Source organism: Rhodococcoides sp. S146-33 (assembly GCF_059489205.1).
In genome coordinates, this window is sequence record NZ_JCAJWY010000008.1 from 24,483 (window position 1) to 49,987 (window position 25,505).

Sequence of the window (25,505 nt, forward strand, 5' to 3'; positions counted from 1 at the left end):
GTGACCTGACTGTGACCTACGGAGACGAAGTTTTACGTGGCCGTAGCTTTCGCGAGCCCATCAGCCCTCTGCTGCAGGCTTGTTCGCAGGAGTACCGAGTGTCTCGATCACCACATCGGCAACGGCCTTCATCGTCGTTCTGCGATCCATCGCAGCACGTTGAATCCACTTGAACGCCTGCGGTTCTGTGAGCGATTGCGACTCCATGAGGATGCCCTTGGCCTTCTCGATCAACTTGCGTGTCTCCAGCCGATCCTGCAGATCGACGATCTCGGATTCGAGCGCAGAGATCTCGCTGAAACGACTCGCTGCCAACTCCACCGCAGGCATCAGATCTGCTTTGCTGAACGGCTTGACCAGATACGCCATCGCTCCGGCATCGCGAGCCTTCTCGACCAGCTCACGTTGACTGAACGCGGTGAGAATGACGACGGGGGCGATACGTTTTTCGGCGATCTCCGATGCCGCATCGATCCCGTCTCGACGCGGCATCTTGACGTCCATGATGACCAGATCGGGACGCAGTTCGACGGTCAGGTCCACCGCCTGCTGACCGTCCGCGGCCTCCCCGACCACGTCGTAGCCCTCCTCGCGGAGCATCTCCACGAGGTCGAGTCGAATCAGGGATTCGTCCTCTGCCACCACCACACGAAGCGGGGGCTTGCCAGTACCGTGCGCACCAGGAGCGTTCATCTGTATCGGTCTCCTTTGACAGTCATCGCCCATCGGGGCTGTCGAGCATCTGAAGGGTACCGGTGCGCGCCGCCGAAAGCGCATCTTCTAAACTCGTCAATCGTTGCTTGAAAGACGCCAGCCCTCGTATCCCAATTGGCAGAGGAAACGGATTCAAAACCCGTCCAGTGTGAGTTCGAGTCTCACCGAGGGCACCACAGCAGAACGGCGACGGTCAATATCGCTTGCGATCGCGCCTACAGTGGAGCGATGTACATACCCAGCAGTCTTCGATGCCATGACACCAGCGCGGGCAAACTGTGTGCGCAGAAAGTCGACCATCGCTTCGGAGATTCGGCGGACCGGTCCGCTCAGTGGGTCTACTACACCTGCAGCGCGGACGCCACCCACGAGACCGGTTACGTCGATCGCCTGGTCACCGCCTGAATCATGTTCGTAGAGCGCGCCTACGTCGACGCCGACGACATCGGTTCGGAGTGGCCCTTCACCGTGCCTGCCGTCGCCGACCTCGCCCGCGACGGACTCGAATTCCTGGCACCGGTCACAATTCTCGTGGGCGACAACGGTTCCGGTAAATCGACCATCGTCGAGGCGATCGCCGAGGGATTCGGGATCGATGCCCGCGGCGGACGGGCGGCGCAGCAATCGCGTCGACTCGACGAGGTGACCAGCATCCTAGGCGAAGTACTCGAGTTGGACACCACGCCGCGAGGTTCTCGGATGCTGCGTGGCCCGCGATTGCAGAAGCGCGGCTTCTTTCTGCGCGCCGAGACCGCATTCGACATGGCCGAAAATCTCGGCGGTGTGCCGGGTTTCTGGGAAGAGAACACAGCCGAGATGAGTCACGGCGAAGGCTTCCTGGCCATGTTCGGTGCGATGTTGGCCGAACCCGGCTTCTATGTCCTGGACGAGCCGGAGTCGGCACTGTCCTTCACCGCAAGCCTGCAGCTCGTCGCGCTCATGTCGGAACTGGGCGACGAGGGGGCCCAGATCGTCTGTGCCACACACTCTCCGATCCTGGCGTCGACACCGGGCGCGGACATCGTCGAAGTGGGCGAACACGGTTTGCGTCGAAGTACCTGGGGCGAACTCGAATTGGTGCAGCACTGGCGTCGATACCTCGACGACCCGAACAGCTATCTCCGCCACCTGCTCGGCTGAACTGCAACCCTGTCGGTCAGCCTGCAGTCAGCGAGACCTCCTGCCGACGACGCACGCTCCCCGGGGAGACTCCGGTTTCGCGTTTGAATGCCTTTCCGAACGCCGCCTCGGACAGATATCCGCTCCGCCGAGCCAGTTCGGCCACCGAGACATCGCCCGACCTGAGACAGTCGTGAGCAATCTGCATCCGCCACATCGACAGGTAGCGCATCACCGATTCACCCACCAGCTCGGTGAATCGCGCAGAGAACGCCGAACGAGACATGTTCACCTCGGTAGCCAGTGCGGCAACCGTCCACTGCGCGTCCGGGTTTCGATGAATGAGGGCGAGCGCGACCCCGATCCGAGAATCCGCGAGTGCGCCGAGCCAACCGGACCGTGCCCGCTCGTCGTCGGCCATCCACGACCGCAGAGCCTGAATCACCAACACGTCGGACAGTCTGGTGATGACCGCTTCTCCCCCGGGCTCCAGCGAGGTCGCCTCGTCGGCAACCATTGCCAACAGCGATTGCATCCGCGACTGCCGTGGGCCCGAATCCGCATCGATCACGACCAGCGCAGGCAACACACCGATGAGTTGCTGCGCCGCCGGATGATCCAGTCGCACTGCGCCGCACATGAGCGTCGCGCTCGCGTCCCCGCTGCCGCTTCGGATGACTGCGTATCGATCACTGACGTAGTCGTGTGGAAGGTCGTAAACGACAGGCGCACTCGAGGCTGCATCGTCATCGCTGGCGAGCACGTGCCCGCGGCCGTGCGGCACCAGTGCGAAGTCACCGGGAACGAGATCGCGAGTGGGGGTGCCGGGCACAGACAACCGGCATCGACCGCTGACGACGGTGTGGAACCAGAGCGCGTCCTCCATCGCCGGTAGCTCCATGCCCCAGGACCCGGACAGCTCGGACCTGCAGTAGAAGGATCCGGTCATGCGCAGAAAGTGCAGCGCTTCTCCGAGTGGATCGGGCGACTTCCACGGGTCGAGTCCTCGCATTGATCGATCGTCCCACAAAGTAGACGATTGGACATCTTTTCGAGCTGATCGAGCATTGTTCATCCATCTTTGAACGTCCAGAGTGGATGGAGTAACAACACGAGCCGAACGGAAGGAACACCATCGTGATCACGATTCTGGGAGCGACCGGTCAGGTTGGATATCGCGTCGCCGGAACACTGCTGAAGGCAGGCGAGCAGGTTCGCGCAATCGGCCGGAACACCGAACGACTGGGCGCACTGGCGGCCGGTGGCGCGGACACCATCGCAGCGAACCTGACGCCCGAGCTGGCCACATCCTTCGCGGGCAGCGAGGCCGTATTCGTGATGCTGCCGAGCAATCCCTACGCCGAGGACTTCGAAGCCGAGCAGGCATCTTGGGGTACTTCGATCGTCGATGCCCTCCGCGTGTCCCAAGTCGAGAAGATCGTGGCACTGAGCAGCCTCGGTGCCGATCGACACGACGCGCCCGGCGTCATCGGCTGCCTCGCCGAACAGGAGGAGCGCCTACGGACATTGACCGATCGGAGCCTGCACCTGCTGCGTCCTGTGTCGTTCTTCGAGAACCTGCTTCCGGCGGTCGAGCAGCTGACGACCGGTGGCGTGCACGTCGATTCTGTGGACCCGCACCTACCGATTCCGATGATCGCCACCTCGGACATCGCCGACGCCGCCGTGCGGGCACTGACCGATTCACCCGGGGACGGTGTCCGCACTCAGGTGCTGCTGGGCCAGCGAGACATCAGCTACACCGAGGCCACGAAAGTTTTGGGCGACCGACTCGAAGTCACAGCGGCCCGTTACGAGTGCCTGTCGTACGAGGCCATGGCAGACATGCTCGTCTCTATCGGATTCTCGAGATCGTATGCGCAGTTGTACGTCGACATGACCAGGGCATTCAACGCTGAAGAACTGACCCGAGACGTTCGCCGGTCACCGGAGAACAGCACCGAGACCTCCTTCGAGGAATTCGCGGACTCGATCTCGGCACCGGCAGCGGTGTCATGATCGACCGAATAGCCTCCGCAACAACACTTGTCGGTGCCATCGGATCCGCATTGATGGCAGGTGTGCTGCTTGCCTTCTCGATCAGCGTGCTTCCCGGACTGAATAGCCTTCCGGTTCCGGTCGCGATCTCCTCGATGCAGAGCGCCAATGCGGCAATTCTCAATCCGCTGTTTCTGATCCTGTTCACGGGCACCGCATTGTCCTGCGTGGTGGCCGCTGTGCTGAGTCCGTTCACCAACGGCAGCCGTTCGGCACTGATCATCACCGGTGCCGTCTTGTACGTGGTGGGCTGCTTCGCGGTGACGGTCTTGCTGAACGTGCCATTGAACAACGCGCTGGCCGCCGCCGATTCGACAACAGCGGCCGGGGCTGCGGCATGGGAGGACTTCAGCACGAAGTGGGTCCTGTGGAACAACGTCAGGACGGTTGCTGCGACTGCCGCATGCGCCGTGCTGATCCTGGGTCAGGGCAGATCGGTACTGGGCTGATCCGACACCGAATCCTGGTGTCGCTTGCGAATTTCTTCCTCGAACCGCGCGATCAGGTGATCGGTGTCGGCGGTCGAGACGTTCCTGGCACCTTCGTCCATCGCCGCGTCACGCCCCCGGCGCAGTGCGGCGAGTTCGGCTTCGAGTTCGTTGTTGTCGAGTACACGTGGATCCAACATCTCTCCATTGTGGTCCCACGTCCGGCACCCCCGCGGGGATTTGCTTCAATCGCGCCATGAACGTTGTGCACAGTTTCGAGCCGATCGTCGGACCGGGCGCAACCACCTTGATTCTGGGCTCCATGCCCGGCGTCGCGTCGCTGGCGGCTCAGCAGTACTACGCACATCCGCGAAATGCGTTCTGGCCGATCATGGGAACGCTGTTCGGTGCCGGACCCGAAGTCCCGTACGACGCACGCACAGTGCGTCTCCGAGACCACCGGATTGCCGTCTGGGATGTACTGAAACTGTGCACCCGCGCGGGCAGTCTCGACTCGGCAATTGTCGAATCATCGATCGTTGCAAATGATTTCGAGACACTGTTCGCGCAACAGCCGAATATCGACAGGGTGTTCTTCAACGGAGCCAAGGCGGCCGAGAGCTACCGACGTCACGTGGCGACGGGACTGCTTCTCCCCCGCATCGAATTCACCCGGTTGCCCTCGACCAGTCCGGCGCACGCCTCGCTGGATCTTGCAGCCAAGACTCGAACCTGGGCGCGCGCGTTCAGTCGCGGACCCGCTTCGGAAAATGACGAATGAGGCCTTCCTGCACGACGGTTGCCAGCAATTGGCCGTCCATCGAGAAGAAACGGCCGGTGGCCAGGCCACGCGAGCCGGCGGCCACGGGTGATTCGGTGGCGTAGAGAGCCCACTCGTCGAACCTGAACGGGCGGTGGAACCAAATGGAGTGGTTCACTGTAGCGGCGACGATCCGATCGAGTCCCCATGACAGACCGTGTGTGGTGATGATCGAATCCAGCACGGTGGTGTCCGACGCGTAGCCCATGGTCGCGGCGTGAAAGATCGAGGCGTCGGGCAGATCACCGTCGGCCTTCATCCAGACTCGATTGTGATTGAGCTTCTCACCGGTGCCGTGCATGATCCAGGCCGGATCGTTCGCATAGCGCATGTCGATCGGCTTGAGAGCATCGACGAACATCTGCAGTCGATCCTCGTACCCGACGAAATGATCGCCCAGGGGTGGTAGCGCGTCGGGGTACGGAACCTCGGGAACCTCGACGCTGTGTTCCAGGCCTTTTCCGAAATCCTGGAATGCCGCGAGCATGACGAACAGCTCGTTGCCGTCCTGAACGGCAGTCACCTGCCGATTGGCGAAGGCGCGGCCGTCGCGCTGACGCGAGACCCGGTATTCGATGGGCTTCTTGACGTCACCCCCGCGAATGAAGTGAGCGTTGATCGCATGAACGTCCCTCGATGTGCCGGACACGGTGCGGCCCGCCGCGATCAGGCCCTGAGCGACCAGTTGTCCCCCGAACGTACGGCTCCCCACCTGTTCGGGGTGAACGCCGACGAACACGTCCTCCTCGATCTCCTCCAGTGCGAGGAGATCGAGGAGCGTCTCGAGATCGGTCTTCACCGCTGTACTGCTCGGCGCGCTTTCGCTGACGCCGGTTCCCCCCGCTTCGACCACTTACCGGTCCTCTTCTCCGATTCGGTGCACATGGATCAAGTTGGTCGAGCCTACTGTGCCGGGAGGGGCACCGGCCACGATCACGACCTGATCGCCCTTGTTGTACCGACCGAGTTCGAGCAGCGCCTTGTCGACCTCTTTGACCATCGCGTCCGTGGACCCCACGTCGGGGACCAGGAACGTCTCGGTGCCCCAGCTCAGCGACAGCTGGCTGCGCACCTCGGAGATAGAGGTGAACGCGAGCAGGGGAAGCTTGGTGTGCAGACGGGCCAACCGTCGAACGGTGTCACCCGACTGGGTGAAGGCGACGAGAGCCTTGGCGTCCAACCGCTCGCCGATATCGCGGGCGGCATAGGAGATCACGCCACGCTTGGTGCGCGGGACGTGTGTCAGCGGCGGAACGCTGTCGCCCTCGGTCTCGACGGTCTCGACGATGCGGGCCATGGTCCGCACCGTCTCCATGACGTACTTGCCGACCGAGGTCTCCCCGGACAGCATGACCGCGTCGGTGCCGTCGAGTACCGCATTGGCGACGTCGGAGGCCTCGGCGCGCGTCGGACGGGAATTCTCGATCATCGATTCGAGCATCTGGGTCGCAACGATGACGGGCTTCGCGTTGGCGCGAGCGATCTGAATGGCGCGCTTCTGAACCAGCGGAACCTGCTCGAGCGGCAACTCGACGCCGAGGTCACCGCGGGCGACCATGATCGCGTCGAACGCGAGCACGATGGCTTCGAGGTTGTCGACAGCTTCGGGCTTCTCCAGCTTGGCGATGACGGGAACTCGGCGGCCGACACGATCCATCACGGCGTGCACGAGCTCGACGTCCGCGGGCGAGCGAACGAACGACAGCGCAATGAAGTCGCATCCCAGAGCGAGTGCGAATTCGAGGTCCGCGATGTCCTTCTCGCTCATGGCCGGAACCGATACGTCCATGCCGGGCAGGGAGACGCCCTTGTTGTTGCTGACCGGTCCACCTTCGGTGACACGGCACAGCACATCGTTGCCTTCGACGCCGGTGACCACGAGGCCGACCTTGCCGTCGTCGACGAGGAGGCGGTCGCCTTCCTTGGCGTCCTGAGCCAGTTCCTTATAGGTGGTCGACACCCGGTCGTGGGTGCCTTCGCACTCCTCGACGGTGATGCGGATCAGCTCACCGCTGGCCCAGGTGGTCGAGCCCTCGGCGAAGCGGCCGAGACGAATCTTCGGACCCTGCAGGTCGGCCAGAATGCCCACGGCTTTGCCGGTGGCGTCCGACGCTGCGCGGACCCTCTCGTAGTTGGCCTGGTGATCGGGGTGATCACCGTGGCTGAAGTTCAGTCGTGCGACATCCATTCCACTCTCTACGAGTTCACGGATTCGCTCTGTGGTTGCGGTTGCGGGTCCAAGGGTGCAGACAATCTTCGTACGTCGGCTCACGAAGGCGAGCCTAGCCGCTGGACGCCCCGTTCTCTATCGCAGACGTTCCCAGTCGGATACTACCGATCGGTAGCCTCACTACCCCGCTGCTGGGAGGGTCTGCACCGGTTCAGAGACGAGCGTCACACCACAGCGAGAGGTAGTGCCGTGGGGTGTACCGGAGACGGCAATTCCGAGTGCCCGGTAAGGAAAGCGTCGACTCCATGAGCCGCCGACCGTCCCTCTGCGATCGCCCACACGACCAACGACGCACCTCGATGCGCATCTCCGCAGACGAACACCCCCGGCGCGGTGGTCTGCCAGTCGGGACCACACGACAACGCACCACGCTTGGTGAGCGCGAGACCGTACTCGTCGAGCAGCGGACCATGCTCGACGCCCTCGAAACCGATGGCGAACAGCGCCAGATCACAGGGCAGTTCCACCTCTTCACCGATCGGCGTGACGACGCGTCGACCGTCCGCGTCACGCTGCACCTCCACCTCGGCCAGCACCATCGCACGCACGTGCCCGCGCTCGTCGCCGAGGAATCGCTGCACGGCCACCTGGTGACGCACGACGCCGCCCTCGGCGTGCGCAGGTGAGGTGCGTAGCACCAACGGCCACGACGGCCACGGCGACAAACTGTCGTCGCGAGCCCCGGGCAGGGCGGGGTTGTAATCGAGCTGAGTGACGGACGCGGCACCTTGGCGGTGTGCCGTGCCCAGGCAGTCGGCCCCGGTGTCGCCGCCGCCGATGATCACCACATGCTTGTCCGCGGCCGAGATCGACGTGGGACCGTCGCCCTCACACTCCTTGTTCGATGGCACCAGGTGTTCCATCGCGAGGTGGATACCGTCCAGTTCGCGACCGATCACCTCGGTGTTGTCGCGGGCCCGCAGGGCGCCCACGGCGAGGACGACGGCATCGAAAGATTCGCGGAGCTGCTCGACGGTGAAGTCGATGCCCACCTCGCAGTCGGTCACGAAATGCGTTCCCTCGGCCCGCATCTGCATCAGACGCTGATCCAGCACCGACTTCTCGAGCTTGAACTCGGGGATGCCGTACCGGAGCAGACCGCCGAGGCGGTCGTCCCGCTCGTACACCGTGACGTCGTGCCCTGCTCGGGTGAGCTGTTGTGCTGCAGCCAATCCCGCAGGACCGGATCCCACGACGGCGACTCGCTTACCGGTGATGATCGTCGGCGGTTGCGGAACGATGCTGCCCTCTTCCCAGGCCAGATCCGCGATGGTCTGCTCGACCCGCTTGATCGTGACGCTACCGCCGGTGGCCGCCTCCGAAATCGAAAGCACACAGGCTGATTCACACGGTGCCGGGCACACCCGACCGGTGAATTCCGGGAAGTTGTTGGTCGCGTGCAGTCGGTCACTCGCCGCGTCCCAGCGGTCACGACGAACCAGATCGTTCCACTCGGGAATCAAATTACCCAGCGGACAGCCTGCAGTTCCGGAGTGGCAGAACGGAATTCCGCAGTCCATGCAACGACGTGCTTGATCCGAGACCTCCGCGGCCCGTTCGCTCGTCGGCTGGTGCGAATACACTTCGTTCCAGTCCTTGACGCGCTCGCCGATCGGACGCTTGACTGCCTCGCGCTTGACGACTTTGAGAAATCCCTGTGGATCAGCCACGTGCAGCCTCCATGATCGCAGCATCGACGTCGCGCCCCTCGGCACGCGCCATTCGAGTCGCTTCCAGCACCCGCTGGTAGTCGACGGGCATGACTTTGGTGAACAGCGCAGACCGGCGTGGCCAGTCGGCCAGCAACGAGGTCGCGACAGTGGACCCGGTCCAGCGCTGGTGATTCTCGACGGTCTCGCGCAGCCACACCAGATCGTCCGGGTTGGGGATCTGCAGTTCGACCATCGCCATGTTCACGTCGGCCGGATCGAGACCGAGGACGAACGCGATACCGCCGGACATTCCCGCGGCCATGTTGCGACCGGTCGGGCCCAGCACGACGACCCGGCCACCGGTCATGTACTCGAACGCGTGGTCACCCACGCCCTCGTTCACCGCGACCGCCCCGGAGTTACGAACCGCGAAACGCTCCCCTGCCTTGCCCCGCAGGTACACCTCGCCCGAGGTGGCGCCGTACAGAATGGTGTTGCCGGCGATCACGTTGTCCTCGGCGACGAAGGGCGCATCATCGGCGGGGCGCACGACGATGCGACCACCCGATAGTCCCTTGCCGACATAGTCGTTCGCGTCACCGACCAGATCGATCGTGATACCCGGCGGCAGGAACGCACCGAGCGACTGCCCCGCCGATCCGGTGAACGCAATGCGAATGGTGTCGTCCGGGAGTCCACCCGCGCCGTAGCGTCGGGTGACCTCGGACCCCAGCAGCGTTCCGACAGTGCGGTTGACGTTACGTACCGGCAGCTCGAGCTTGACCGGATGCGCGTCCTCCAGCGCTCCCTCGGCCAACTGGATCAGCGTCCGATCCAGCGCGAGATCGAGACCGTGGTCTTGCCCGCGGAGGCGTCGACGTTGCGACATCGGGGCACCGTGTCGGTCGACGGGCATCGCGAAGATCGGAGCCAGATCCAGACCCTTGCTCTTCCAGTGTGCGACGCCTGCCGCTGTCTCGAGCACGTCGGCGTGGCCTACTGCTTCGTCGATACTGCGGAAACCGAGCTGCGCGAGGTACTTTCGCACGTCCTCGGCGATGAACTTGAAGAAATCCTCGAGAAACTCCGGCTTCCCGGTGAACCGCTTGCGCAGCTCCGGGTTCTGGGTCGCGACCCCGACCGGGCACGTATCGAGGTGGCAGACGCGCATCATGATGCATCCCGCCACGATGAGCGGGGCCGTCGAGAATCCGAATTCCTCCGCACCGAGAAGTGCCGCGACGATGACGTCGCGACCGGTGCGCATTCCACCGTCGCATTGCACGGTGATGCGGTCACGCAGGCCGTTGAGCACCAGCGTCTGCTGAGCGTCGGCCAGGCCGATCTCCCACGGAGCGCCGGCATGCTTGAGCGAGGTCAACGGTGCGGCCCCGGTTCCGCCGTCGTATCCCGAGATGAGGACGACGTCGGCGTGCGCCTTGCTGACACCGGTCGCCACCGTGCCGACGCCGACGGAACTGACGAGCTTGACGTGCACACGTGCATTCTCGTTGGCGTTCTTGAGGTCGTGGATCAGCTGCGCAAGATCCTCGATCGAATAGATGTCGTGGTGCGGGGGCGGCGAGATCAAGCCGACGCCCGGCGTCGAATGTCGCGTCTTCGCCACCCACGGATACACCTTGTACCCGGGCAACTGACCACCCTCGCCCGGCTTGGCTCCCTGCGCCATCTTGATCTGAATATCGGTGGCGTTGACCAGGTAGTCGCTGGTCACCCCGAAGCGACCACTGGCCACCTGCTTGACGGCACTGCGGCGCTTCGGGTCGTAGAGGCGGTCGACGTCCTCACCGCCCTCACCCGAGTTGGACCGGCCGCCGAGGTTGTTCATCGCCACGGCCATCGTCTCGTGCGCTTCGGCGGAGATGGATCCGTAGCTCATCGCACCGGTGTTGAACCGCGTCACGATCGATTCGACCGACTCCACTTCGTCGAGCGGAACCGGCGGCCGCACACCGTCCTTGAACTCGAAGAGACCGCGCAGGGCACCGCCTTCACGGGCGAGCCGGTCCACCTCGTCGGTGTACTTCTGGAACACGTCGTATCGTCCGGTGCGGGTCGCGTGCTGCAACAGGAACACTGTCTCGGGCGTGAACAGGTGCAGCTCGCCTTCGCGCCGGAACTGGTACTCGCCGCCGATCTCCAACCGACGATGAACACGGTCGGTGGGGTTCTCGGGGTAGGCCCGACGGTGGCGCAGCTTGACCTCCTCGGCGAGCACGTCCAGGCCGACGCCGCCGAGTTTGCTGACCGTGCCCTTGAAGTACTCGCGCACCACTTCGCGATCGAGACCGACCGCCTCGAAAACCTGTGCGCCGGTGTACGATCCGACGGTCGAGATGCCCATCTTCGACATCACCTTGAGCACACCCTTGCCGAGACCGTACAGATAGTTCCGTACCGCGATCGTCGGTTCGACGCCGGTCAGCTCACCCTCGCCGACGAGATCCTCGATCGACTCCATCGCCAGATACGGGTTGACCGCGGCGGCGCCGAATCCGATCAGCAACGCCAGGTGATGCACCTCGCGTGCGTCTCCCGATTCGACGACGAGCGCGATCTTGGTGCGCTCCTTCGTGCGCACCAGATGATGGTGAACCGCCGAGGTGGCCAGCAACGACGGAATCGGAGCCCGCGTGTGGTCCGAGTCGCGATCGGAGATGATCAGCGTCCGGTAACCGGCAGCGATGGCCTCCGATGCCCGAGCACGCAGTTCCTCGAGGGCCTCGGCGAGACCTTCGCCGCCGCGCTCGACTTCGTACAGGCCACGCAACACCGTGGCCGACAATCCGGGATGGTCGCCGTCGTCGTTGATGTGGATGATCTTGTTCAACTCGTCGTTGTCGAGCACCGGCCACGGCAACACGATCTGCCTGCACGACGCCGCGGTGGGCTCGAGCAGGTTCTGCTCGGGACCCATCACCCGCGCGAGCGAGGTCACGATCTCCTCCCGGATCGAATCCAGCGGCGGGTTGGTGACCTGGGCGAACAGCTCGATGAAGTAGTCGTAGAGCTGACGCGAGCGCTGCGACATGACTGCCGCAGGGGTGTCGGTGCCCATGGACCCCAGTGGCTCTCCCCCGGATGCGGCCATCGGCGTCAGTACGACGCGCAGGTCTTCCTCGGTGTAACCGAACGCGACCTGCCTGCGCACCACGGAGTCGTGGTTGTACTGAATGTGCGCGCGCTCGGGCAGGCTCTTGATCTCGAGCAGTCCGGCATGCAGCCACTCCTGATACGGATGTTCGGTGGCCAGTTGGAGCTTGATCTCCTCGTCGGGTACCAATCGTCCGGCGACGGTGTCGATCAGGAACATCTTGCCCGGCTCGAGTCGGCCCTTGGCGACGACCTCGGATTGCGGCACATCGAGCACGCCGGCCTCGCTGGCGAGGATCACGCGACCGTCGGCCGTCTGCCACCAGCGACCGGGGCGAAGCCCGTTGCGATCGAGCACGGCCCCGACGTAGCTGCCGTCGGTGAACGTCACACAAGCCGGGCCGTCCCAGGCCTCCATCATCGACGAATGGAACTGATAGAACGCCCGCACTCGCGGATCCATCGTGCGGTGGTTCTCCCACGGCTCCGGCACCATCATCATCACCACATGCGGAACACTGCGTCCACCGAGGTGCAGCAGTTCGAGCACCTCGTCCAAGGACACCGAGTCCGACGCATCGGGATTGCAGATCGGGAACAACCGCTCGAGGTCACCGGGGATCAGGTCGCTCGAGAGCAGCGCTTCCCGGGCCCGCATTCGGTTTCGGTTGCCCTTGACGGTGTTGATCTCACCGTTGTGGGCCACGTAGCGATGCGGGTGCGCCAGCGGCCACGACGGAAACGTGTTGGTCGAAAATCGACTGTGGACGATGGCAATTGCACTCGTGCACAACGGGTTCCGCAACTCCGGAAAGTAGAGCGGCAACTGCATCGTGGTGAGCATGCCCTTGTAGACGATGGTGCGCGAGGACAGCGACGGAAAGAACAGTCCCGAGCCCTCGGCCTCGATCTCGGGGGTGACCCGTTCGGAACGCTTGCGTAGTGCGTAGACCAGCCGATCGAGTGCGAGACCCGCCGGGCGCGCGCCATCGACCTCGGGTGCGGTGACGAAGAGGTAGCTCATGTACGGCATGCAGCCCAGAGCGGTGACTCCCACGTCGGCCCGATCGGGATCGACCTCGACCGGCACCCAACCCAGGATGCCCAAACCTTTCTCGGTCGCAACGGATTCGACGCGCTCGACGGCGAGCGCACGCTCCCGGATGCCCTGCGGCAGAAAACACACGCCGGCCGCAAAAGTATTGTCACCGTCGGCTCCGGGCGCAGGCAGATCGAACGGCGCAAGAGAGACGAGCAGTTCGACGGGGAGCTGGATCAGAATGCCCGCGCCGTCGCCGCTGTTGGGTTCGGCCCCGGCAGCGCCGCGATGTTCCAGATTCTCCAGTGCCAGCACGCCGTCGGCCACGATGGAATGGGAGCGTCGTCCCGCGATGTCGGCGATCATCGCCACGCCGCAGGAATCCTTCTCCGAGCTCGGGTCGTACAGACCCTGCTCCGCAGGCATCCGAGAGAACAGCACCACGATCACCTCCACGTAGGCCGGTGGGTGCGTGAGGGCGGTGCAGTGTCATCGACCGCTGCGCCGTGAATCTCGGCAACCCCGCCGGCAAATCGACCCGTGACGACCGGAACGGTCGGACGAGCCGAAACAGAAACGCCTGTCGGGAATTCACCGGGACAGCCCTGGCCCGCGAAAGAATCCGAGATTGCTCCCGGATGGCGAAATCGTAGCAGCTGAAATTCGCAACGCTGCAATCGCGAATGCCGGTGGCCGACGAAAGGACCGTCAGTCGCGGAGCGGTCGACCGTGCTCGTCGCGCACGCTGCCGGTAAGCATCATGATCCCGTCGATCAGCGGCCAGATGCCACCGATACCGCAGGTGAGCCACGTGACGGCAATCTGGGCGACTGCAATGCCCGGCTGATTGAGATAGAAACGCCCGGCACCGAATGCGCCCAGCAGGATGTTGAGCAAGCCCGCGGTCAACTTCTGCTTGTCGGAGAAGGGTTCCCCGGTGACCGGGTGACGGCCGTACGGAGCCATCGGGTCCATGAAGCCGGGCCCGCTCCCGTACTGCGGCCCTCCGTACTGACCACCCGCGTAGGGCGGGGGTGGCGCGAAGTATTGACCCGAACCATCTACGGGCGGTGGATAACCGCTACCGGGCGGAGGTCCGAACTGCTGGCCCTGATCGGCGGCACCGGGATTCGAGGCACCGTAGTTCGGGGTCGTGTAGTTGGGGTCGGGTGCGCCGTAGACAGGGCCCGATCCGGTGGGGGTGCCCTTCTCGAACGAAATTGTCGGTTCTGTCGAACCGGATGAGTCGCCCGGTGATCCGTCGGACGACGATGTACCTGAGTCACTCACTTCGGGCTCCCTTACGCAGATGCGGTGCGAACGAGGGCTCAGTCTCTCAGTTTTCGTCCCTGAGTGTCCGTTACATTGCCCACCAAAATGAGGACGCCGTCGACGATGTGCCAGACGAAAAGCCCGAACAACAGAATCAGCCCGAGGCCGAACACTGCGGTGAGCAGAACACCGGAAAAGAACAGGAGTAATTGTGCGACACCGATTCCGATACTGCCCAGGTAGAACCGACCGACACCCAACCAACCGAGAAATATCTGCAACAGGCCGCCGACGATCTTGGACTTGTCCGACAACGGCTCGCCGGTGACCGGATCACGACCGTACGGCGCGTCGGGGCCTGCACCGAACGGGTGGCCGCCCGGGTAGCCCGAAGGCCAGCCGAAAGCCTGCGACTGGCCGTACCCCTGTTGCGGGTAAGCCTGTTGCTGGCCGTACCCCTGTTGCGGGTAAGCCTGCTGCGGATAGCCCTGCGGTTGACCGAACCCTTGCTGTGAGTAGTTCTGGGGCGGGCCGAACCCCTGCTGCGGGTAGTTCTGGGGTGGATAGTTTTGGGGTGGGTAGTTCTGCGGCGGCGGAAATCCCCCGACCGGATTGTCGACACTGCCGTCCGGGCTCGGGGCGGGGTAGCTCGGTGTGCTGGACCAACCCGGGCCGTTTCCGATCCCCGAGTACGTATCCCAGCCCGGCCCTGTGGGTCCGGTCGGACCGTGCGACGGCGCGGACTCCGAGGTGGCGGGCGGCTCCGAGAGCGAGGCCTCTGCGGTGGCATCGTAGTCGAACGGAGTGCCGAACGACGCGGTCGGGTTGACGTCACCGTCGCTGGAATCCCCGGTGCCGGAACCGGATTCGGGGCCGTGGGTCTTGTCGAAATCAACCACGTGTACTGCCTTCTTCCTCGGCTTTCTTCTCGGACGTCTGCACGTCCCGGTCTTCGGTAGTTCGGTCGTTCACGTCGGCTTCGTCCGGGTCGCCTGAGGCATCGTCGGATGCGGCGTCCGCCCCGCCGTCCACGTCGTCGTTCGATTTCAGGGTCGCGGGGTCTTCGCGACCTTTGGTGGCGATCACGAAATAGGCGATCGCCAGCACGAAGATGATGGCGGACGTGAAGGTGTTGATGCGAATTCCCGCGATCTTCGTCGCGAAATCGTCACGCATGAGTTCCACCCAGAATCGTCCGGCGCAGTATCCGGCGACGTACAAAGCGAACAGTCGTCCGTGGCCGATCACGTACTTGCGGTCGATGAGCACCAGCAGGGCGACGATTGCGAGGCTCCACAGCAACTCGTAGAGGAACGTCGGGTGGACGACCTTCTCCACGAACCCCGTCGACACGCCGTTCAAAGGATCCAGTCGACCGTTCGAGTCGACTCGCTCGTAGATTTCCAGACCCCATGGCTGCGTGGTTGCGCGACCGTACAGTTCTTGGTTGAAGTAGTTGCCGATGCGGCCGATTGCCTGGGCCAGCAGAATCGGTGGCCCCACGGCATCACCGAATGCAGGCAAGGGGATCCCTCGTCGACGGCAGGCGATCCAAGCACCGACTCCGCCGAGGAACACCGCTCCCCAAATTCCGAGACCGCCGTTCCAGACGTACAGCGCCTCGATCGGATTTCCGCCGGGACCGAAGTACGTCTTCCAGTCCGTTGCCACGTGATAGAGACGGCCGCCGAGCAGACCGAACGGGACGGCCCAGACAGCGACGTCGAGAACGGTGCCCTTCGTTCCACCCCGCGCGACCCACCGGCGATCGCCCCACACCACCGACACGACGATTCCGATGATGATGAACAGGGCGTAAGCCCGCAGAGCGAGCGGTCCGACGTGCCAGACCCCCTGCGCGGGGCTGGGAATGTAGGCCAGGATCTCGGTCGAAGTCACGACGCTACGTTAGCGGAACGGACACCCTCGGCGAGTTCCGTCGTCAGGTCACGCACCGCGTCGAGTCCGTTGTCCACGGCACTGACCAACGCCGATCCGACGATGACGGCATCGGCGTAGCGCGCGATCTCGGCGGCCTGGGCGCCCGAGCGAACACCGAGGCCGACACCGATGGGGATGTCGGAGTGCTCACGGATACGAGCCGACAACGCGGGGGCCATCGAGGACACCGCATCGCGGGCACCGGTCACGCCCATCGTCGAGGCGGCGTAGACGAAGCCACTGCTGGCTTCGACGGTGCTGACCAGCCGTTCCTCGGTGGACGACGGGGCAACGAGGAAAATGCGGTCCAGTCCGTAGCTGTCGGACACCTCGATCCATTCCTTGGCCTCGTCCGGAATGAGATCGGGGGTGATGATTCCGAGTCCACCCGCACCGGCGAGATCGCGGGCAAAGTTCTCGATGCCGTACTTGAGTACCAAGTTCCAATACGTCATGACCACCGCTTTTCCACCTGCGGCAGCAACCTGCTCGGTGACGGTGAACACGTCCTTGACTCGGGCACCGGCTTTCAAGGCCACATCCGCTGCGGCCTGAATCGTGGGGCCGTCCATCACCGGATCGGAGTACGGGATGCCTACCTCGACGATGTCGCATCCTGCGTCGACCATCGTCTTGAACACCTCGACCGAGCGCGGCACGGTCGGAAAGCCAGCGGGCAGATACCCGACGAGCGCTGCGCGCCCCTCGGCGCGGCACTGCGCGAAGGTACCCGCAAGGCGAGAGTCGTTGTTGCTCATGGCTTGATACCCACTTCGTCGTCCACGTTCGGTTCGCCGTCCCCGTCGATCAGACCGAACCATTCGGCGGCGGTGTCGACGTCCTTGTCTCCGCGTCCGGACAGATTGACCAGAATGATCGCGCCCTCGCCGAGTTCCTTGCCGAGCGTCAATGCGCCGGCAATGGCATGCGAGGACTCGATGGCGGGAATGATGCCCTCGGTACGACACAGCATCTTGAAGGCGTTCATCGCTTCGGTGTCGGTGATTCCCCGGTATTCGGCCCGCCCGATGTCGTGCAGGTAGGAATGCTCAGGACCGACACCCGGGTAATCCAGTCCCGCTGAGATGGAGTGCGAGTCGACGGTCTGGCCGTCTTCGTCCTGCAGGAGGTAGGAGTACGCACCGTGCAGCGCACCCGGAGTACCGCCACTGATGGTCGCAGCGTGGCGACCGGTCTCGACGCCGTCACCCGCCGCCTCGAAACCGATCAGCCGAACGTCGGCGTCGTCGATGAAGGCGTGGAAGATCCCGATGGCGTTGGACCCACCGCCGACGCACGCGGCGATGGCGTCGGGCAGCCTGCCCGTGGAGGCGAGCACCTGCTGCCGCGCCTCGAGGCCGATGATGCGCTGGAAGTCGCGAACCATGACCGGAAACGGATGCGGTCCGGCGACGGTACCGAAGCAGTAATACGTGTTGTCCGCGTTGGTGACCCAATCGCGCAGCGCCTCGTTGATGGCGTCCTTGAGGGTGCGCGATCCCGACTTGACGGCCACGACGCTCGATCCGAGCAGACGCATCCGAGCGACGTTGAGTGCTTGGCGCTCGGTGTCGACCTCGCCCATGTACACGACGCACTCGAGCCCCATGAGGGCACAGGCGGTGGCGGTTGCGACGCCGTGTTGACCGGCACCGGTCTCTGCAATGACGCGAGTCTTGCCCATTCGCTTCGCGAGCAGAACCTGTCCGAGAACGTTGTTGATCTTGTGAGAACCGGTGTGGTTCAAGTCTTCCCGCTTGAGCAGAATTCGAGCGCCGCCGGCGTGCTCGGACAACCGGGTCGCCTCGAAGACCGGCGAGGGTCGGCCGGTGTAGTCGCGCTGCAGCCGATCGAGCTCACCGAGGAACTCGTTGTCGCTGCGCACTTTCTCGTACTCGGCGGTGACTTCCTCGATCACACCCATCAGGGCCTCGGGGACGAATCTTCCGCCGTACACACCGAAGTGACCACCGACATCAGGCTCGTGCGCGCTGCGATCGGTGAGGCCGATACTGCTCTGCGGCAGATCAGCGCCCTTGAAACGGACTACCTCGGGGGCGTCCGTGATGCCTGAAGAATTGCTGATGCTCACCGGTCCAGTGTGCCCCAACGGCGGACTGCCGCCGCGCTCGGGTCTGGTGCCGGAGTCAGTGGTGCAAGGTCAATCGTGCAGGGTCAGCGTGCGGGCTTGGGGCACGACGGGTGCGTTCCCGCCGTCACCAGGTCCGAGACGGCCGTCCGAGGATCGCCTGCAGTGACCAAGCCCTCGCCGACGAGCACGGCGTCGGCTCCGGCACCGGCGTAGGCCAGCAGGTCGGCAGTTCCTCGTACACCGGACTCTGCGATGCGAATGATCTCGCTGGGCAGGCCGGGCGCGATTCGGCCAAAGCTGTCGCGGTCGATCTCGAGTGTCTTGAGGTTGCGTGCGTTGATGCCGATGACGCGGGCACCGGCCTCGAGGGCACGGTCCGCCTCGGCTTCGGTGTGGACCTCGACCAGCGCGGTCATACCCAGCGACTCGGTGCGATCGAGTAACGACGTCAGCGCGTCCTGCTCGAGCGCCGCGACGATCAGCAGGATGACGTCGGCACCGTGGGCCCGGGCCTCGTGGATTTGGTAAGGGCCGACGATGAAGTCCTTGCGCAGCACCGGAATCGAGACCGCTGCACGCACGGCGTCGAGGTCTGCAAGAGACCCATGGAAGCGCCGCTCCTCGGTGAGAACACTGATGATCCGGGCCCCACCCTGCTCGTAGGCGCGAGCCAGAACAGCGGGATCACCGATGTCGGCGAGTGCGCCCTTGGACGGGCTGGCACGCTTGACCTCGGCGATGACGCCGATGCCGTCCTCGCGAAGGGCGGCTGCGGCGTCGAGGGGTGCCGGGGCTGCCTTCGCTGCTGCCTTCACGGCGGCGAAGTCGACCACCGATTCACGTGCGGCCACATCGGCCCGAACGCCGTCGAGAATCGAGTCGAGAACAGTCATGGTGCCCCCAGTCCTTTCTGAGCGTCGACTTCCGATGTGAGGAATCTCATCGGGGTCGGACCTAGCGTAGAGGGCGGATTCATCACGACGAACGCGGGGTACCGGACTCGTCGGTAGGATCTTCGCCCGCGTCCAGCGCGTCCCACATCATGCGTTCGGTGAGGTCCTCGCCCTCGTCCTGCACGCCGCTGTCGGACGAGGAAGTGCGAACTCGTCGAGCCACCTCGTCACGACGCACCGCCGGGGCTGCGTACTTGGACGAGAGTACCTGCGAGGCAGACGTTTTCCGAATCGAGACCACCGCCGCAGCAAGGGCGCACAACGCGCCGATCAAGGTGACGATCGCCGGGAGAATCGACACCTCCGTCATCGTGACCTGAGCCCTGGCGGGGAGTTCGGCAAGGGCCGCCGACTCCGAGTCGGATGCTCCGGCGGTGAGCAGTCGAACGGCCGGAACAGCGGCCGACACGGCCACCACCGCGATCAACAGAGCCAACACCCGAGAGGCCCACCCGCGCACCGCGAACGACGCGGCCACCGCCGCCAACAGCACCAGCGCGAGCGGTGTGGTGGCAGCGGCCCAGGTGCTACCGAGAAGGTCGTCCGTTCGACTCTCCCCGAGACCGTCGGAAGACGTCACCCGAACCCAGGTCATCCTCGACGCGCCCCACAGGCACGCCGCGGCCACGATCAGCAGAGCGACCGGCACAGCGGCCGACGCACGACGAGCGGATCGCTCGGTCATAGCCCACCGACCTCGCGCAGCGATTCAGCGGCCGCAACTGCGCCCAGCACGGCCATCGCCTTGTTTCGTGCCTCGTCGTCCTCGTATTGCGCGACCGAATCCGCCACGACCCCTGCCCCGGCCTGAACATAGGCAGTCCCGTCCTTGATCAGAGCGGTCCGAATCGAGATGGCGGTGTCGGCGTCACCCGCGAAATCGAGATAGCCCACGATGCCGCCGTAGATGCCGCGGCGGGTCGGCTCCAGCTCGTCGATCAGTTCCATCGCACGCACTTTCGGGGCTCCCGACAACGTCCCGGCCGGGAAGCAGGCCTTGACCGCGTCGAGCGCGCGCTTGCCCTCGGCCAGCCGGCCGGTCACCGTCGAGACCAGATGCATGACGTGGCTGTACCGCTCGATGTGGCGGTAGTCGCTCACCCGGACCGTGCCCGGGGCACAGACGCGTCCCAGATCGTTACGACCGAGATCCACGAGCATCAGGTGTTCCGCATTCTCCTTCTCGTCGGCGAGTAGATCCTTCTCGAGCAGCACGTCCTCCTCCTCGGAGGTACCGCGCCAACGCGTGCCCGCGATCGGATGTGTGGTGGCAAGCCCGTCGACCACTGTCACCAAGGCCTCGGGGCTCGATCCGACGATCGAGAAAGCAGTCTCGTCGTTGTCGCCCGGAACATGCATCAGGTACATGTACGGGCTGGGGTTGGATGCCCGCAGCATTCGGTAGACGTCGAGCGGCGACGCCTCGGTATCCATCTCGAAGCGCTGCGAGAGGACAACCTGGAACGCTTCACCGGCTTCGATCTCCTCCACCAAACGGGCCACGTCGGCACCGAATCCCTCCGAGGTTCGCTGCCGACGAAACTGCGGTGCAGGCTTGGAGACGGTGGAGACCGTCGAGTCGGCAGGCTTCGACAGGTCGGCGCACATGCGGTCCAGACGGCGCACGGCGTCGTCGTAGGCCTCGTCGACGTTGTCGTCGGTTCCGTCCCAGTTCACAGCGTTCGCAATGAGAGTGATCGCACCCTCGTGGTGATCGACGGCCGCGAGATCGGTCGCGAGAAGCATGACCAGCTCGGGCACACCGAGGTCGTCCTGGGCATGTTCGGGCAGCTTCTCGATGCGCCGCACCGAGTCGTAACCCAGGTAGCCGACCATGCCACCGGTCAACGGGGGCAGCCCGGGTACCCGCTCCGAGTGCAACAGCTCGAGAGTTCTCGCCAGGACCTCGAGTGGATCGCCGCCGCTGGGTACCCCAGCCGGAACGTTGCCGCGCCAGGCCGCCTCGCCGTCGATGACCGTCAGCGACGCCGGAGCGCCTGCACCGATGAACGACCACCTCGACCACGAACGGCCGTTCTCTGCCGATTCGAGCAGAAAGGTGCCGGGCCGGTCCGCGCCGAGCTTGCGGTACGCCGACAGCGGAGTCTCGGAGTCGGCCAGCACCTTTCGTGTCACCGGAACCACTCGGTGCTCTGCTGCGAGCTGCCGGAACACCTCACGGGAAGTGGTCGAGTCCGAGTTCTCGGTACCGGAGGTGGGACTGGGGTCGGTGGTCGTCTCGCCGCGCATACCTCCATCCTCCCAGGTTCGGCACGAGAGTCGGCGCGCGCGGTAACCTGCCGAACATGAAACCAGGCGAACTCGTTCCCGACTTTTCTCTACCGGACCAGACCGGACAGACCCGAACCCTGACCGAGCTGCTGGCGAACGGTCCGATAGTGCTGTTCTTCTACCCCGCCGCCTTCACCCCCGGGTGCACTGCCGAGGCATGCCACTTCCGTGACCTGGCCTCGGAGTTCGCCGAGATCGGAGCCACCCGAGTCGGGATCAGTGCCGATGCCGTCGCCAAACAGGCAGAGTTCGCCGCGGCCAAGTCTTTCGACTACCCCCTGCTCTCCGACGAGGACGGTGCCGTCGCCACCGCCTTCGGCGTCAAGCGTGGTCTGCTCGCCAAGCTCTCTCCGGTCAAGCGGGCGACGTTCGTCATCGGCACCGACCGGAAGGTGCTCGAGACCTTTTCGAGCGAAGTACGGTTCGAGGCTCACGCCGACAAGGCGCTCGAGTACTTGCGCGCACATCGCGCGTAGAACATCTGTCGGACGTGATGCCTCGGGTGGGGGGACCCTCGGGGCATCATAAGCAGAGCACAACTATTGGATGGAGAGGTTCCCCGCGATGAACACGTCTGCGACACCGCAGGACACGGTGGATCCCCAGTGGCTCACCGAGAATCAACAGGACGCCTGGCGCTCGCTCGTCGCCCTTGTCACTCGACTTCCGGCCGCACTGGATGCTCAGCTGCAGCGCGATTCTCAGCTGACCCACTTCGATTATTTCGTCCTCGCCACTGTCAGCGAGAACCCGCAGCGGCGAATCCAACTTCGGGATCTGGCCGAGTTCGCAAACGCGTCGCTCTCGCGGCTCTCACACGTGGTGACCAAGCTCGAGAAAGCCGGGTGGGTTCGCCGGGAGTCCATACCGGGCAGCCGCGGTTCTTACGCGGTGCTGACCGACTCGGGGATGGCGAAGGTCGTGGAAGCGGCACCCGGGCACGTCGGCACGGTGCAGGCGTTGGTGTTCGAGGGGCTCTCGGACGCAGAGGTCGAGCAGCTCTCGACCTTGAGCGCAACCCTGCTGGCTCAGCTGGACAAGGGAATCGCTGCAGGCACAGGTCACGCCTGAGAGTTCTCGGGCCCCATCAGCACGTCGGCGTCGAAGCAGGTGTGTGCGCCGGTGTGGCACGCCGCACCGACCTGATCGACAACCAGAAGCACGGTGTCACCGTCGCAGTCGAGCCTGACCTCGTGCACGTACTGCGTGTGCCCCGACGTCTCACCCTTCACCCAGTACTGCTGCCGGGACCTGGAATAATAAGTGCCCTTGCGGGTTTGGAGGGTTCGAGAGAGTGCCTCGTCGTCCATCCAAGCGACCATCAGCACCTGCCCGGTCGATCGTTCCTGCACGACCGCACTGAACAGTCCGGCTTCGTTGCGCTTGAGTCTCGCGGACAGACTCGAATCGAGTGTCATCGGAAAACCTCTTTGTTATCGAACGACGATGCGCTCGGCGCGCATCGCATCTTTGACCTGGCCGATGGTGAGGTCGCCGAAGTGGAAGACGCTGGCGGCGAGAACGGCGTCCGCACCGGCATGCACTGCGGGTGAGAAGTGTTCCACCCGTCCCGCTCCCCCGCTGGCAATGACCGGCACGTGCACTGCGGCCCGGACCGCTGCGATCATCGGTAGATCGAACCCGGCCTTGGTGCCGTCGGCATCCATCGAATTGAGCAGGATTTCTCCCACGCCCAACTCCGCACCACGTACCGCCCAGTCGACGGCGTCGATACCGGTTCCACGCTTGCCGCCGTGTGTAGTGACCTCCCAGCCCGATGGGGTGTCCTGCTGCCCCTGCGGAACAGTACGAGCGTCGACCGAGAGCACGATGCACTGAGACCCGAACCTCTCGCTGAGTTCGCGCAGCAACTCGGGTCGGGCTATCGCGGCGGTGTTCACACTGACCTTGTCTGCTCCGGCTCGCAACAAACGGTCGACGTCGGCGACGGTGCGAACTCCCCCGCCGACGGTGAGCGGAATGAACACCTGCTCGGCCGTACGGCTGACGACGTCGAGCATCGTGCCTCGATCCGACGTCGACGCGGTGACGTCCAGGAAGGTCAGCTCGTCGGCTCCCTGTGCGTCGTAGGCAGCCGCAAGTTCGACGGGATCGCCTGCGTCGCGGAGGTTTTCGAAGTTGACGCCCTTGACGACACGTCCGGCATCGACGTCGAGGCACGGAATCACTCTGACCGCGACGCTCATCGCGCAGGTCCTTCCAGGTAGTCGGCAGGGTCACCGAGTTCGGTGATCACCTTCAGCAACTGGTCGTGCACCCCGGGCCCGGCCGCGAGCACCGACGTCGAGTCGACCGTCCAGGGTTCGCCGGCGAGGTCGGTGACGATTCCGCCGGCGGAGCGCACCAGCAGCGCACCGGCAGCGTTGTCCCAGGCCCGGTGACCGAAGACCACAGCACCGCCGAGTACGCCGCTGGCCGTGTAGGCCAGATCCACCCCGGTCGCACCGTGCATCCGCAGGCGAGAGGAATGCATCGACAGCTCTTCGAGAATCCGGAACCTGAATCGTCCGGGAAGTGGTCCCCGACTGGCGACGTTGAAGGCACCGAAGCCGATCATGGACTCGCGCAACACCTTCGGCTGTAGCATCGGGAGTGCCACACCGTTCAGTAGAAGCGGACCGCCCGACACCGCAGCAAACCGCTGGTCCACCAGCGGCAACCACGTCAGACCGAGGACGGGCACACCGTCGTCGAGCAAGGCCAACAACGTTCCCGCCGAGGGCAACCCAGACGAGTAGTTGAACGTGCCGTCGATGGGGTCGAGTACCCAGACGAGCCCGGAGTTCAGATCCGGTCCACCGAATTCTTCACCGTGAACAGCGATTCCGGTCGAGTCGAACAATTCCGCAGCGAGTCGCCGCTCGAGTTCCAGATCCACTGCGGTGGCGAAATCGTCCGGTCCCTTCTGCACAGCACTCGGTGCGCCGACGCCCGCAACGAATCGATCATGGACGCCGTCGAGCAATCCACCGGCGATCTCGAGCAGACGAGTCGGTTCCTCGGGAAGGGTCATTCGTTGCTACCGGGACACCGCGGCGAGGGCGTCGGGCAGCGTGAAACGTCCGGCGTACAGCGCTTTTCCGACAATGGATCCTTCCACGCCGCGATCGACCAGACCGGCAATCGCTTCGAGATCTGCAATCGTGGACACGCCGCCCGATGCGATGACCGGCTTGTCGGTCTTGGCACACACGTCGGCGAGCAGTTCCAGGTTGGGCCCCGTCAACGTGCCATCCTTGGTCACATCGGTGACCACGTAGCGCGAACACCCGTCGCGCTCGAGCCGCTCGAGCACGTCCCACAGATCGCCGCCATCGCTGACCCATCCACGGCCGCGTAGTCGCGGAGCTCCGTCGACGATCAGCACGTCCAGCCCGACCGCGACGCGATCACCGAACTCGCCGATCGCACGGGAGCACCATTGCGGATCCTCGAGGGCTGCGGTGCCGAGATTGACTCGCGCACAACCGGTCGCCAGGGCCGCACGCAGCGACTCGTCGTCACGAATGCCGCCCGACAGCTCTACCTTGACGTCGAGTTCGCCGACGACCGACGCGAGCAACTCCCGATTGGAGCCCCGCCCGAACGCGGCGTCGAGATCCACGAGATGGACCCATTCCGCGCCGTCGTTCTGCCACGCGAGGGCGGCATCACGAGGCGACCCGTACTTGGTCTCGCTTCCGGCTTCTCCTTGAACGAGACGAACAGCTTCGCCGCCTGCGACATCGACAGCAGGCAATAAGACCAGGCTCACGTGCGG

25 protein-coding genes, 1 tRNA gene and 1 pseudogene are annotated in these 25,505 nt (G+C 64.4%); 8 read left to right on the plus strand and 19 right to left on the minus strand.

Annotation, left to right across the window (positions count from 1 at the left end; genetic code table 11):
• Nucleotides 1-60: 60 nt before the first annotated feature.
• Nucleotides 61-693, minus strand: a complete 633-nt coding sequence (locus AC5WEY_RS23285) for an ANTAR domain-containing response regulator (RefSeq protein WP_057476187.1) — start codon at nucleotides 691-693, stop codon at nucleotides 61-63.
• Between the two features lie 120 nt (nucleotides 694-813).
• Here AC5WEY_RS23285 and AC5WEY_RS23290 point away from each other — a divergent pair.
• From AC5WEY_RS23290 to AC5WEY_RS23300, 3 genes are all read left to right on the plus strand, one after another.
• Nucleotides 814-890, plus strand: a tRNA-Leu gene (locus tag AC5WEY_RS23290).
• A 52-nt stretch (nucleotides 891-942) separates the two neighbouring features.
• Entirely contained in the window at nucleotides 943-1,119 is a 177-nt protein-coding gene (locus AC5WEY_RS23295) for a hypothetical protein (protein ID WP_200936515.1), read from the plus strand.
• Nucleotides 1,120-1,122: 3 nt separating this feature from the next.
• Nucleotides 1,123-1,854 carry an AAA family ATPase gene (locus tag AC5WEY_RS23300; protein WP_495647730.1) on the plus strand — a complete coding sequence of 244 codons (732 nt, stop codon included), beginning with the start codon at nucleotides 1,123-1,125 and terminating at the stop codon, nucleotides 1,852-1,854.
• Between the two features lie 16 nt (nucleotides 1,855-1,870).
• On the opposite strand, the gene AC5WEY_RS23305 is transcribed toward AC5WEY_RS23300, so the two are convergent.
• Nucleotides 1,871-2,845: an AraC family transcriptional regulator gene (locus AC5WEY_RS23305; RefSeq protein WP_057476185.1), complete on the minus strand. Its 975-nt coding sequence runs from the start codon at nucleotides 2,843-2,845 to the stop codon at nucleotides 1,871-1,873.
• A gap of 125 nt (nucleotides 2,846-2,970) precedes the next feature.
• Between AC5WEY_RS23305 and AC5WEY_RS23310 the strand changes: the two genes are divergently transcribed.
• Together AC5WEY_RS23310 and AC5WEY_RS23315 are read left to right on the plus strand one after the other, a co-directional pair.
• Nucleotides 2,971-3,852, plus strand: a complete 882-nt coding sequence (locus tag AC5WEY_RS23310) for an NAD(P)H-binding protein (RefSeq protein ID WP_495647731.1) — start codon at nucleotides 2,971-2,973, stop codon at nucleotides 3,850-3,852.
• Complete coding sequence (locus tag AC5WEY_RS23315; protein WP_495647732.1) at nucleotides 3,849-4,340, plus strand: anthrone oxygenase family protein; 492 nt, start codon at nucleotides 3,849-3,851, stop codon at nucleotides 4,338-4,340. The genes AC5WEY_RS23310 and AC5WEY_RS23315 overlap by 4 nt, the downstream gene beginning before the upstream one ends.
• Here the strand turns inward: AC5WEY_RS23315 and AC5WEY_RS23320 are convergent.
• Entirely contained in the window at nucleotides 4,316-4,519 is a 204-nt protein-coding gene (locus AC5WEY_RS23320; RefSeq protein ID WP_057476182.1) for a hypothetical protein, read from the minus strand. The two genes, AC5WEY_RS23315 and AC5WEY_RS23320, sit on opposite strands and share 25 nt — an antisense overlap.
• Nucleotides 4,520-4,575: 56 nt before the next feature.
• Here AC5WEY_RS23320 and AC5WEY_RS23325 point away from each other — a divergent pair, with 56 nt between their 5' ends.
• Nucleotides 4,576-5,100: a DNA-deoxyinosine glycosylase gene (locus AC5WEY_RS23325; RefSeq protein ID WP_057476181.1), complete on the plus strand. Its 525-nt coding sequence runs from the start codon at nucleotides 4,576-4,578 to the stop codon at nucleotides 5,098-5,100.
• Here the strand turns inward: AC5WEY_RS23325 and AC5WEY_RS23330 are convergent.
• The 12 genes and pseudogenes from AC5WEY_RS23330 to AC5WEY_RS23385 all read right to left on the minus strand — a co-directional run bounded on the left by AC5WEY_RS23330 (nucleotide 5,066) and on the right by AC5WEY_RS23385 (nucleotide 21,682).
• Nucleotides 5,066-5,992, minus strand: a complete 927-nt coding sequence (locus AC5WEY_RS23330; RefSeq protein WP_052065892.1) for an acyl-CoA thioesterase — start codon at nucleotides 5,990-5,992, stop codon at nucleotides 5,066-5,068. The genes AC5WEY_RS23325 and AC5WEY_RS23330 overlap by 35 nt on opposite strands.
• Complete coding sequence (pyk, locus tag AC5WEY_RS23335; protein ID WP_080730620.1) at nucleotides 5,993-7,411, minus strand: pyruvate kinase; 1,419 nt, start codon at nucleotides 7,409-7,411, stop codon at nucleotides 5,993-5,995.
• Between the two features lie 122 nt (nucleotides 7,412-7,533).
• Nucleotides 7,534-9,039 (minus strand): glutamate synthase subunit beta, encoded by a 1,506-nt coding sequence (locus AC5WEY_RS23340; protein WP_495647733.1) that lies wholly within the window; start codon nucleotides 9,037-9,039, stop codon nucleotides 7,534-7,536.
• A complete protein-coding gene (gene gltB / locus AC5WEY_RS23345; protein WP_495647806.1) occupies nucleotides 9,032-13,615 on the minus strand; it encodes a glutamate synthase large subunit in 4,584 nt (1,527 codons plus the stop codon). The genes AC5WEY_RS23340 and gltB overlap by 8 nt, the downstream gene beginning before the upstream one ends.
• Before the next feature lie 267 nt (nucleotides 13,616-13,882).
• Nucleotides 13,883-14,461 (minus strand): annotated as a pseudogene (locus tag AC5WEY_RS23350) (TM2 domain-containing protein); the annotation flags it as partial.
• Nucleotides 14,462-14,502: 41 nt separating this feature from the next.
• Nucleotides 14,503-15,345, minus strand: a complete 843-nt coding sequence (locus AC5WEY_RS23355) for a TM2 domain-containing protein (RefSeq protein WP_495647734.1) — start codon at nucleotides 15,343-15,345, stop codon at nucleotides 14,503-14,505.
• Nucleotides 15,338-16,345, minus strand: a complete 1,008-nt coding sequence (gene lgt, locus AC5WEY_RS23360; RefSeq protein WP_495647735.1) for a prolipoprotein diacylglyceryl transferase — start codon at nucleotides 16,343-16,345, stop codon at nucleotides 15,338-15,340. Before lgt ends, AC5WEY_RS23355 begins: the two co-directional genes overlap by 8 nt.
• Nucleotides 16,342-17,145 (minus strand): tryptophan synthase subunit alpha, encoded by an 804-nt coding sequence (gene trpA, locus AC5WEY_RS23365; RefSeq protein WP_495647736.1) that lies wholly within the window; start codon nucleotides 17,143-17,145, stop codon nucleotides 16,342-16,344. The genes lgt and trpA overlap by 4 nt, the downstream gene beginning before the upstream one ends.
• Nucleotides 17,142-18,413 (minus strand): tryptophan synthase subunit beta, encoded by a 1,272-nt coding sequence (gene trpB, locus AC5WEY_RS23370; RefSeq protein WP_057476254.1) that lies wholly within the window; start codon nucleotides 18,411-18,413, stop codon nucleotides 17,142-17,144. Before trpB ends, trpA begins: the two co-directional genes overlap by 4 nt.
• Nucleotides 18,414-18,562: 149 nt before the next feature.
• Complete coding sequence (gene trpC, locus AC5WEY_RS23375; protein ID WP_057476175.1) at nucleotides 18,563-19,372, minus strand: indole-3-glycerol phosphate synthase TrpC; 810 nt, start codon at nucleotides 19,370-19,372, stop codon at nucleotides 18,563-18,565.
• Between the two features lie 82 nt (nucleotides 19,373-19,454).
• Entirely contained in the window at nucleotides 19,455-20,117 is a 663-nt protein-coding gene (locus AC5WEY_RS23380; protein ID WP_495647737.1) for a TIGR02234 family membrane protein, read from the minus strand.
• Nucleotides 20,114-21,682, minus strand: coding sequence for an anthranilate synthase component I (locus AC5WEY_RS23385; RefSeq protein ID WP_057476173.1), 1,569 nt, complete (start codon nucleotides 21,680-21,682; stop codon nucleotides 20,114-20,116). The genes AC5WEY_RS23380 and AC5WEY_RS23385 overlap by 4 nt, the downstream gene beginning before the upstream one ends.
• Before the next feature lie 56 nt (nucleotides 21,683-21,738).
• Here AC5WEY_RS23385 and AC5WEY_RS23390 point away from each other — a divergent pair, with 56 nt between their 5' ends.
• The gene (locus AC5WEY_RS23390; protein WP_057476172.1) at nucleotides 21,739-22,200 is read left to right on the plus strand and encodes a peroxiredoxin; all 462 of its coding nucleotides are present in this window, start codon (nucleotides 21,739-21,741) and stop codon (nucleotides 22,198-22,200) included.
• Nucleotides 22,201-22,288: 88 nt separating this feature from the next.
• Entirely contained in the window at nucleotides 22,289-22,795 is a 507-nt protein-coding gene (locus AC5WEY_RS23395; RefSeq protein ID WP_057476253.1) for a MarR family winged helix-turn-helix transcriptional regulator, read from the plus strand.
• Here the strand turns inward: AC5WEY_RS23395 and hisI are convergent.
• From hisI to priA, 4 genes are read right to left on the minus strand one after another with little or no spacing between them, the layout of a single operon-like run.
• The gene (gene hisI, locus AC5WEY_RS23400; RefSeq protein WP_495647738.1) at nucleotides 22,786-23,142 is read right to left on the minus strand and encodes a phosphoribosyl-AMP cyclohydrolase; all 357 of its coding nucleotides are present in this window, start codon (nucleotides 23,140-23,142) and stop codon (nucleotides 22,786-22,788) included. The two genes, AC5WEY_RS23395 and hisI, sit on opposite strands and share 10 nt — an antisense overlap.
• Nucleotides 23,143-23,157: 15 nt before the next feature.
• Nucleotides 23,158-23,931: an imidazole glycerol phosphate synthase subunit HisF gene (gene hisF, locus AC5WEY_RS23405; RefSeq protein ID WP_057476170.1), complete on the minus strand. Its 774-nt coding sequence runs from the start codon at nucleotides 23,929-23,931 to the stop codon at nucleotides 23,158-23,160.
• Nucleotides 23,928-24,758, minus strand: coding sequence for an inositol monophosphatase family protein (locus AC5WEY_RS23410; protein ID WP_495647739.1), 831 nt, complete (start codon nucleotides 24,756-24,758; stop codon nucleotides 23,928-23,930). The genes hisF and AC5WEY_RS23410 overlap by 4 nt, the downstream gene beginning before the upstream one ends.
• A 6-nt stretch (nucleotides 24,759-24,764) precedes the next feature.
• Nucleotides 24,765-25,499: a bifunctional 1-(5-phosphoribosyl)-5-((5-phosphoribosylamino)methylideneamino)imidazole-4-carboxamide isomerase/phosphoribosylanthranilate isomerase PriA gene (gene priA, locus AC5WEY_RS23415; protein ID WP_037150780.1), complete on the minus strand. Its 735-nt coding sequence runs from the start codon at nucleotides 25,497-25,499 to the stop codon at nucleotides 24,765-24,767.
• Nucleotides 25,500-25,505 lie beyond the last annotated feature (6 nt).

Excerpts from the sequence above, each read along its gene's own strand:
- AC5WEY_RS23325 (WP_057476181.1), top strand. The coding sequence starts at position 4,576 with ATGAACGTTGTGCACAGTTTCGAGCCGATCGTCGGACCGGGCGCAACC.
- trpA (WP_495647736.1), bottom strand. The coding sequence starts at position 17,145 with ATGAGCAACAACGACTCTCGCCTTGCGGGTACCTTCGCGCAGTGCCGC.
- AC5WEY_RS23320 (WP_057476182.1), bottom strand. The coding sequence starts at position 4,519 with ATGTTGGATCCACGTGTACTCGACAACAACGAACTCGAAGCCGAACTC.
- AC5WEY_RS23295 (WP_200936515.1), top strand. The coding sequence starts at position 943 with ATGTACATACCCAGCAGTCTTCGATGCCATGACACCAGCGCGGGCAAA.
- hisI (WP_495647738.1), bottom strand. The coding sequence starts at position 23,142 with ATGACACTCGATTCGAGTCTGTCCGCGAGACTCAAGCGCAACGAAGCC.
- AC5WEY_RS23385 (WP_057476173.1), bottom strand. The coding sequence starts at position 21,682 with ATGCGCGGCGAGACGACCACCGACCCCAGTCCCACCTCCGGTACCGAG.
- AC5WEY_RS23410 (WP_495647739.1), bottom strand. The coding sequence starts at position 24,758 with ATGACCCTTCCCGAGGAACCGACTCGTCTGCTCGAGATCGCCGGTGGA.
- AC5WEY_RS23285 (WP_057476187.1), bottom strand. The coding sequence starts at position 693 with ATGAACGCTCCTGGTGCGCACGGTACTGGCAAGCCCCCGCTTCGTGTG.
- AC5WEY_RS23305 (WP_057476185.1), bottom strand. The coding sequence starts at position 2,845 with ATGCGAGGACTCGACCCGTGGAAGTCGCCCGATCCACTCGGAGAAGCG.
- AC5WEY_RS23315 (WP_495647732.1), top strand. The coding sequence starts at position 3,849 with ATGATCGACCGAATAGCCTCCGCAACAACACTTGTCGGTGCCATCGGA.
- AC5WEY_RS23380 (WP_495647737.1), bottom strand. The coding sequence starts at position 20,117 with ATGACCGAGCGATCCGCTCGTCGTGCGTCGGCCGCTGTGCCGGTCGCT.
- trpC (WP_057476175.1), bottom strand. The coding sequence starts at position 19,372 with ATGACTGTTCTCGACTCGATTCTCGACGGCGTTCGGGCCGATGTGGCC.
- hisF (WP_057476170.1), bottom strand. The coding sequence starts at position 23,931 with ATGAGCGTCGCGGTCAGAGTGATTCCGTGCCTCGACGTCGATGCCGGA.
- AC5WEY_RS23300 (WP_495647730.1), top strand. The coding sequence starts at position 1,123 with ATGTTCGTAGAGCGCGCCTACGTCGACGCCGACGACATCGGTTCGGAG.
- AC5WEY_RS23390 (WP_057476172.1), top strand. The coding sequence starts at position 21,739 with ATGAAACCAGGCGAACTCGTTCCCGACTTTTCTCTACCGGACCAGACC.
- AC5WEY_RS23395 (WP_057476253.1), top strand. The coding sequence starts at position 22,289 with ATGAACACGTCTGCGACACCGCAGGACACGGTGGATCCCCAGTGGCTC.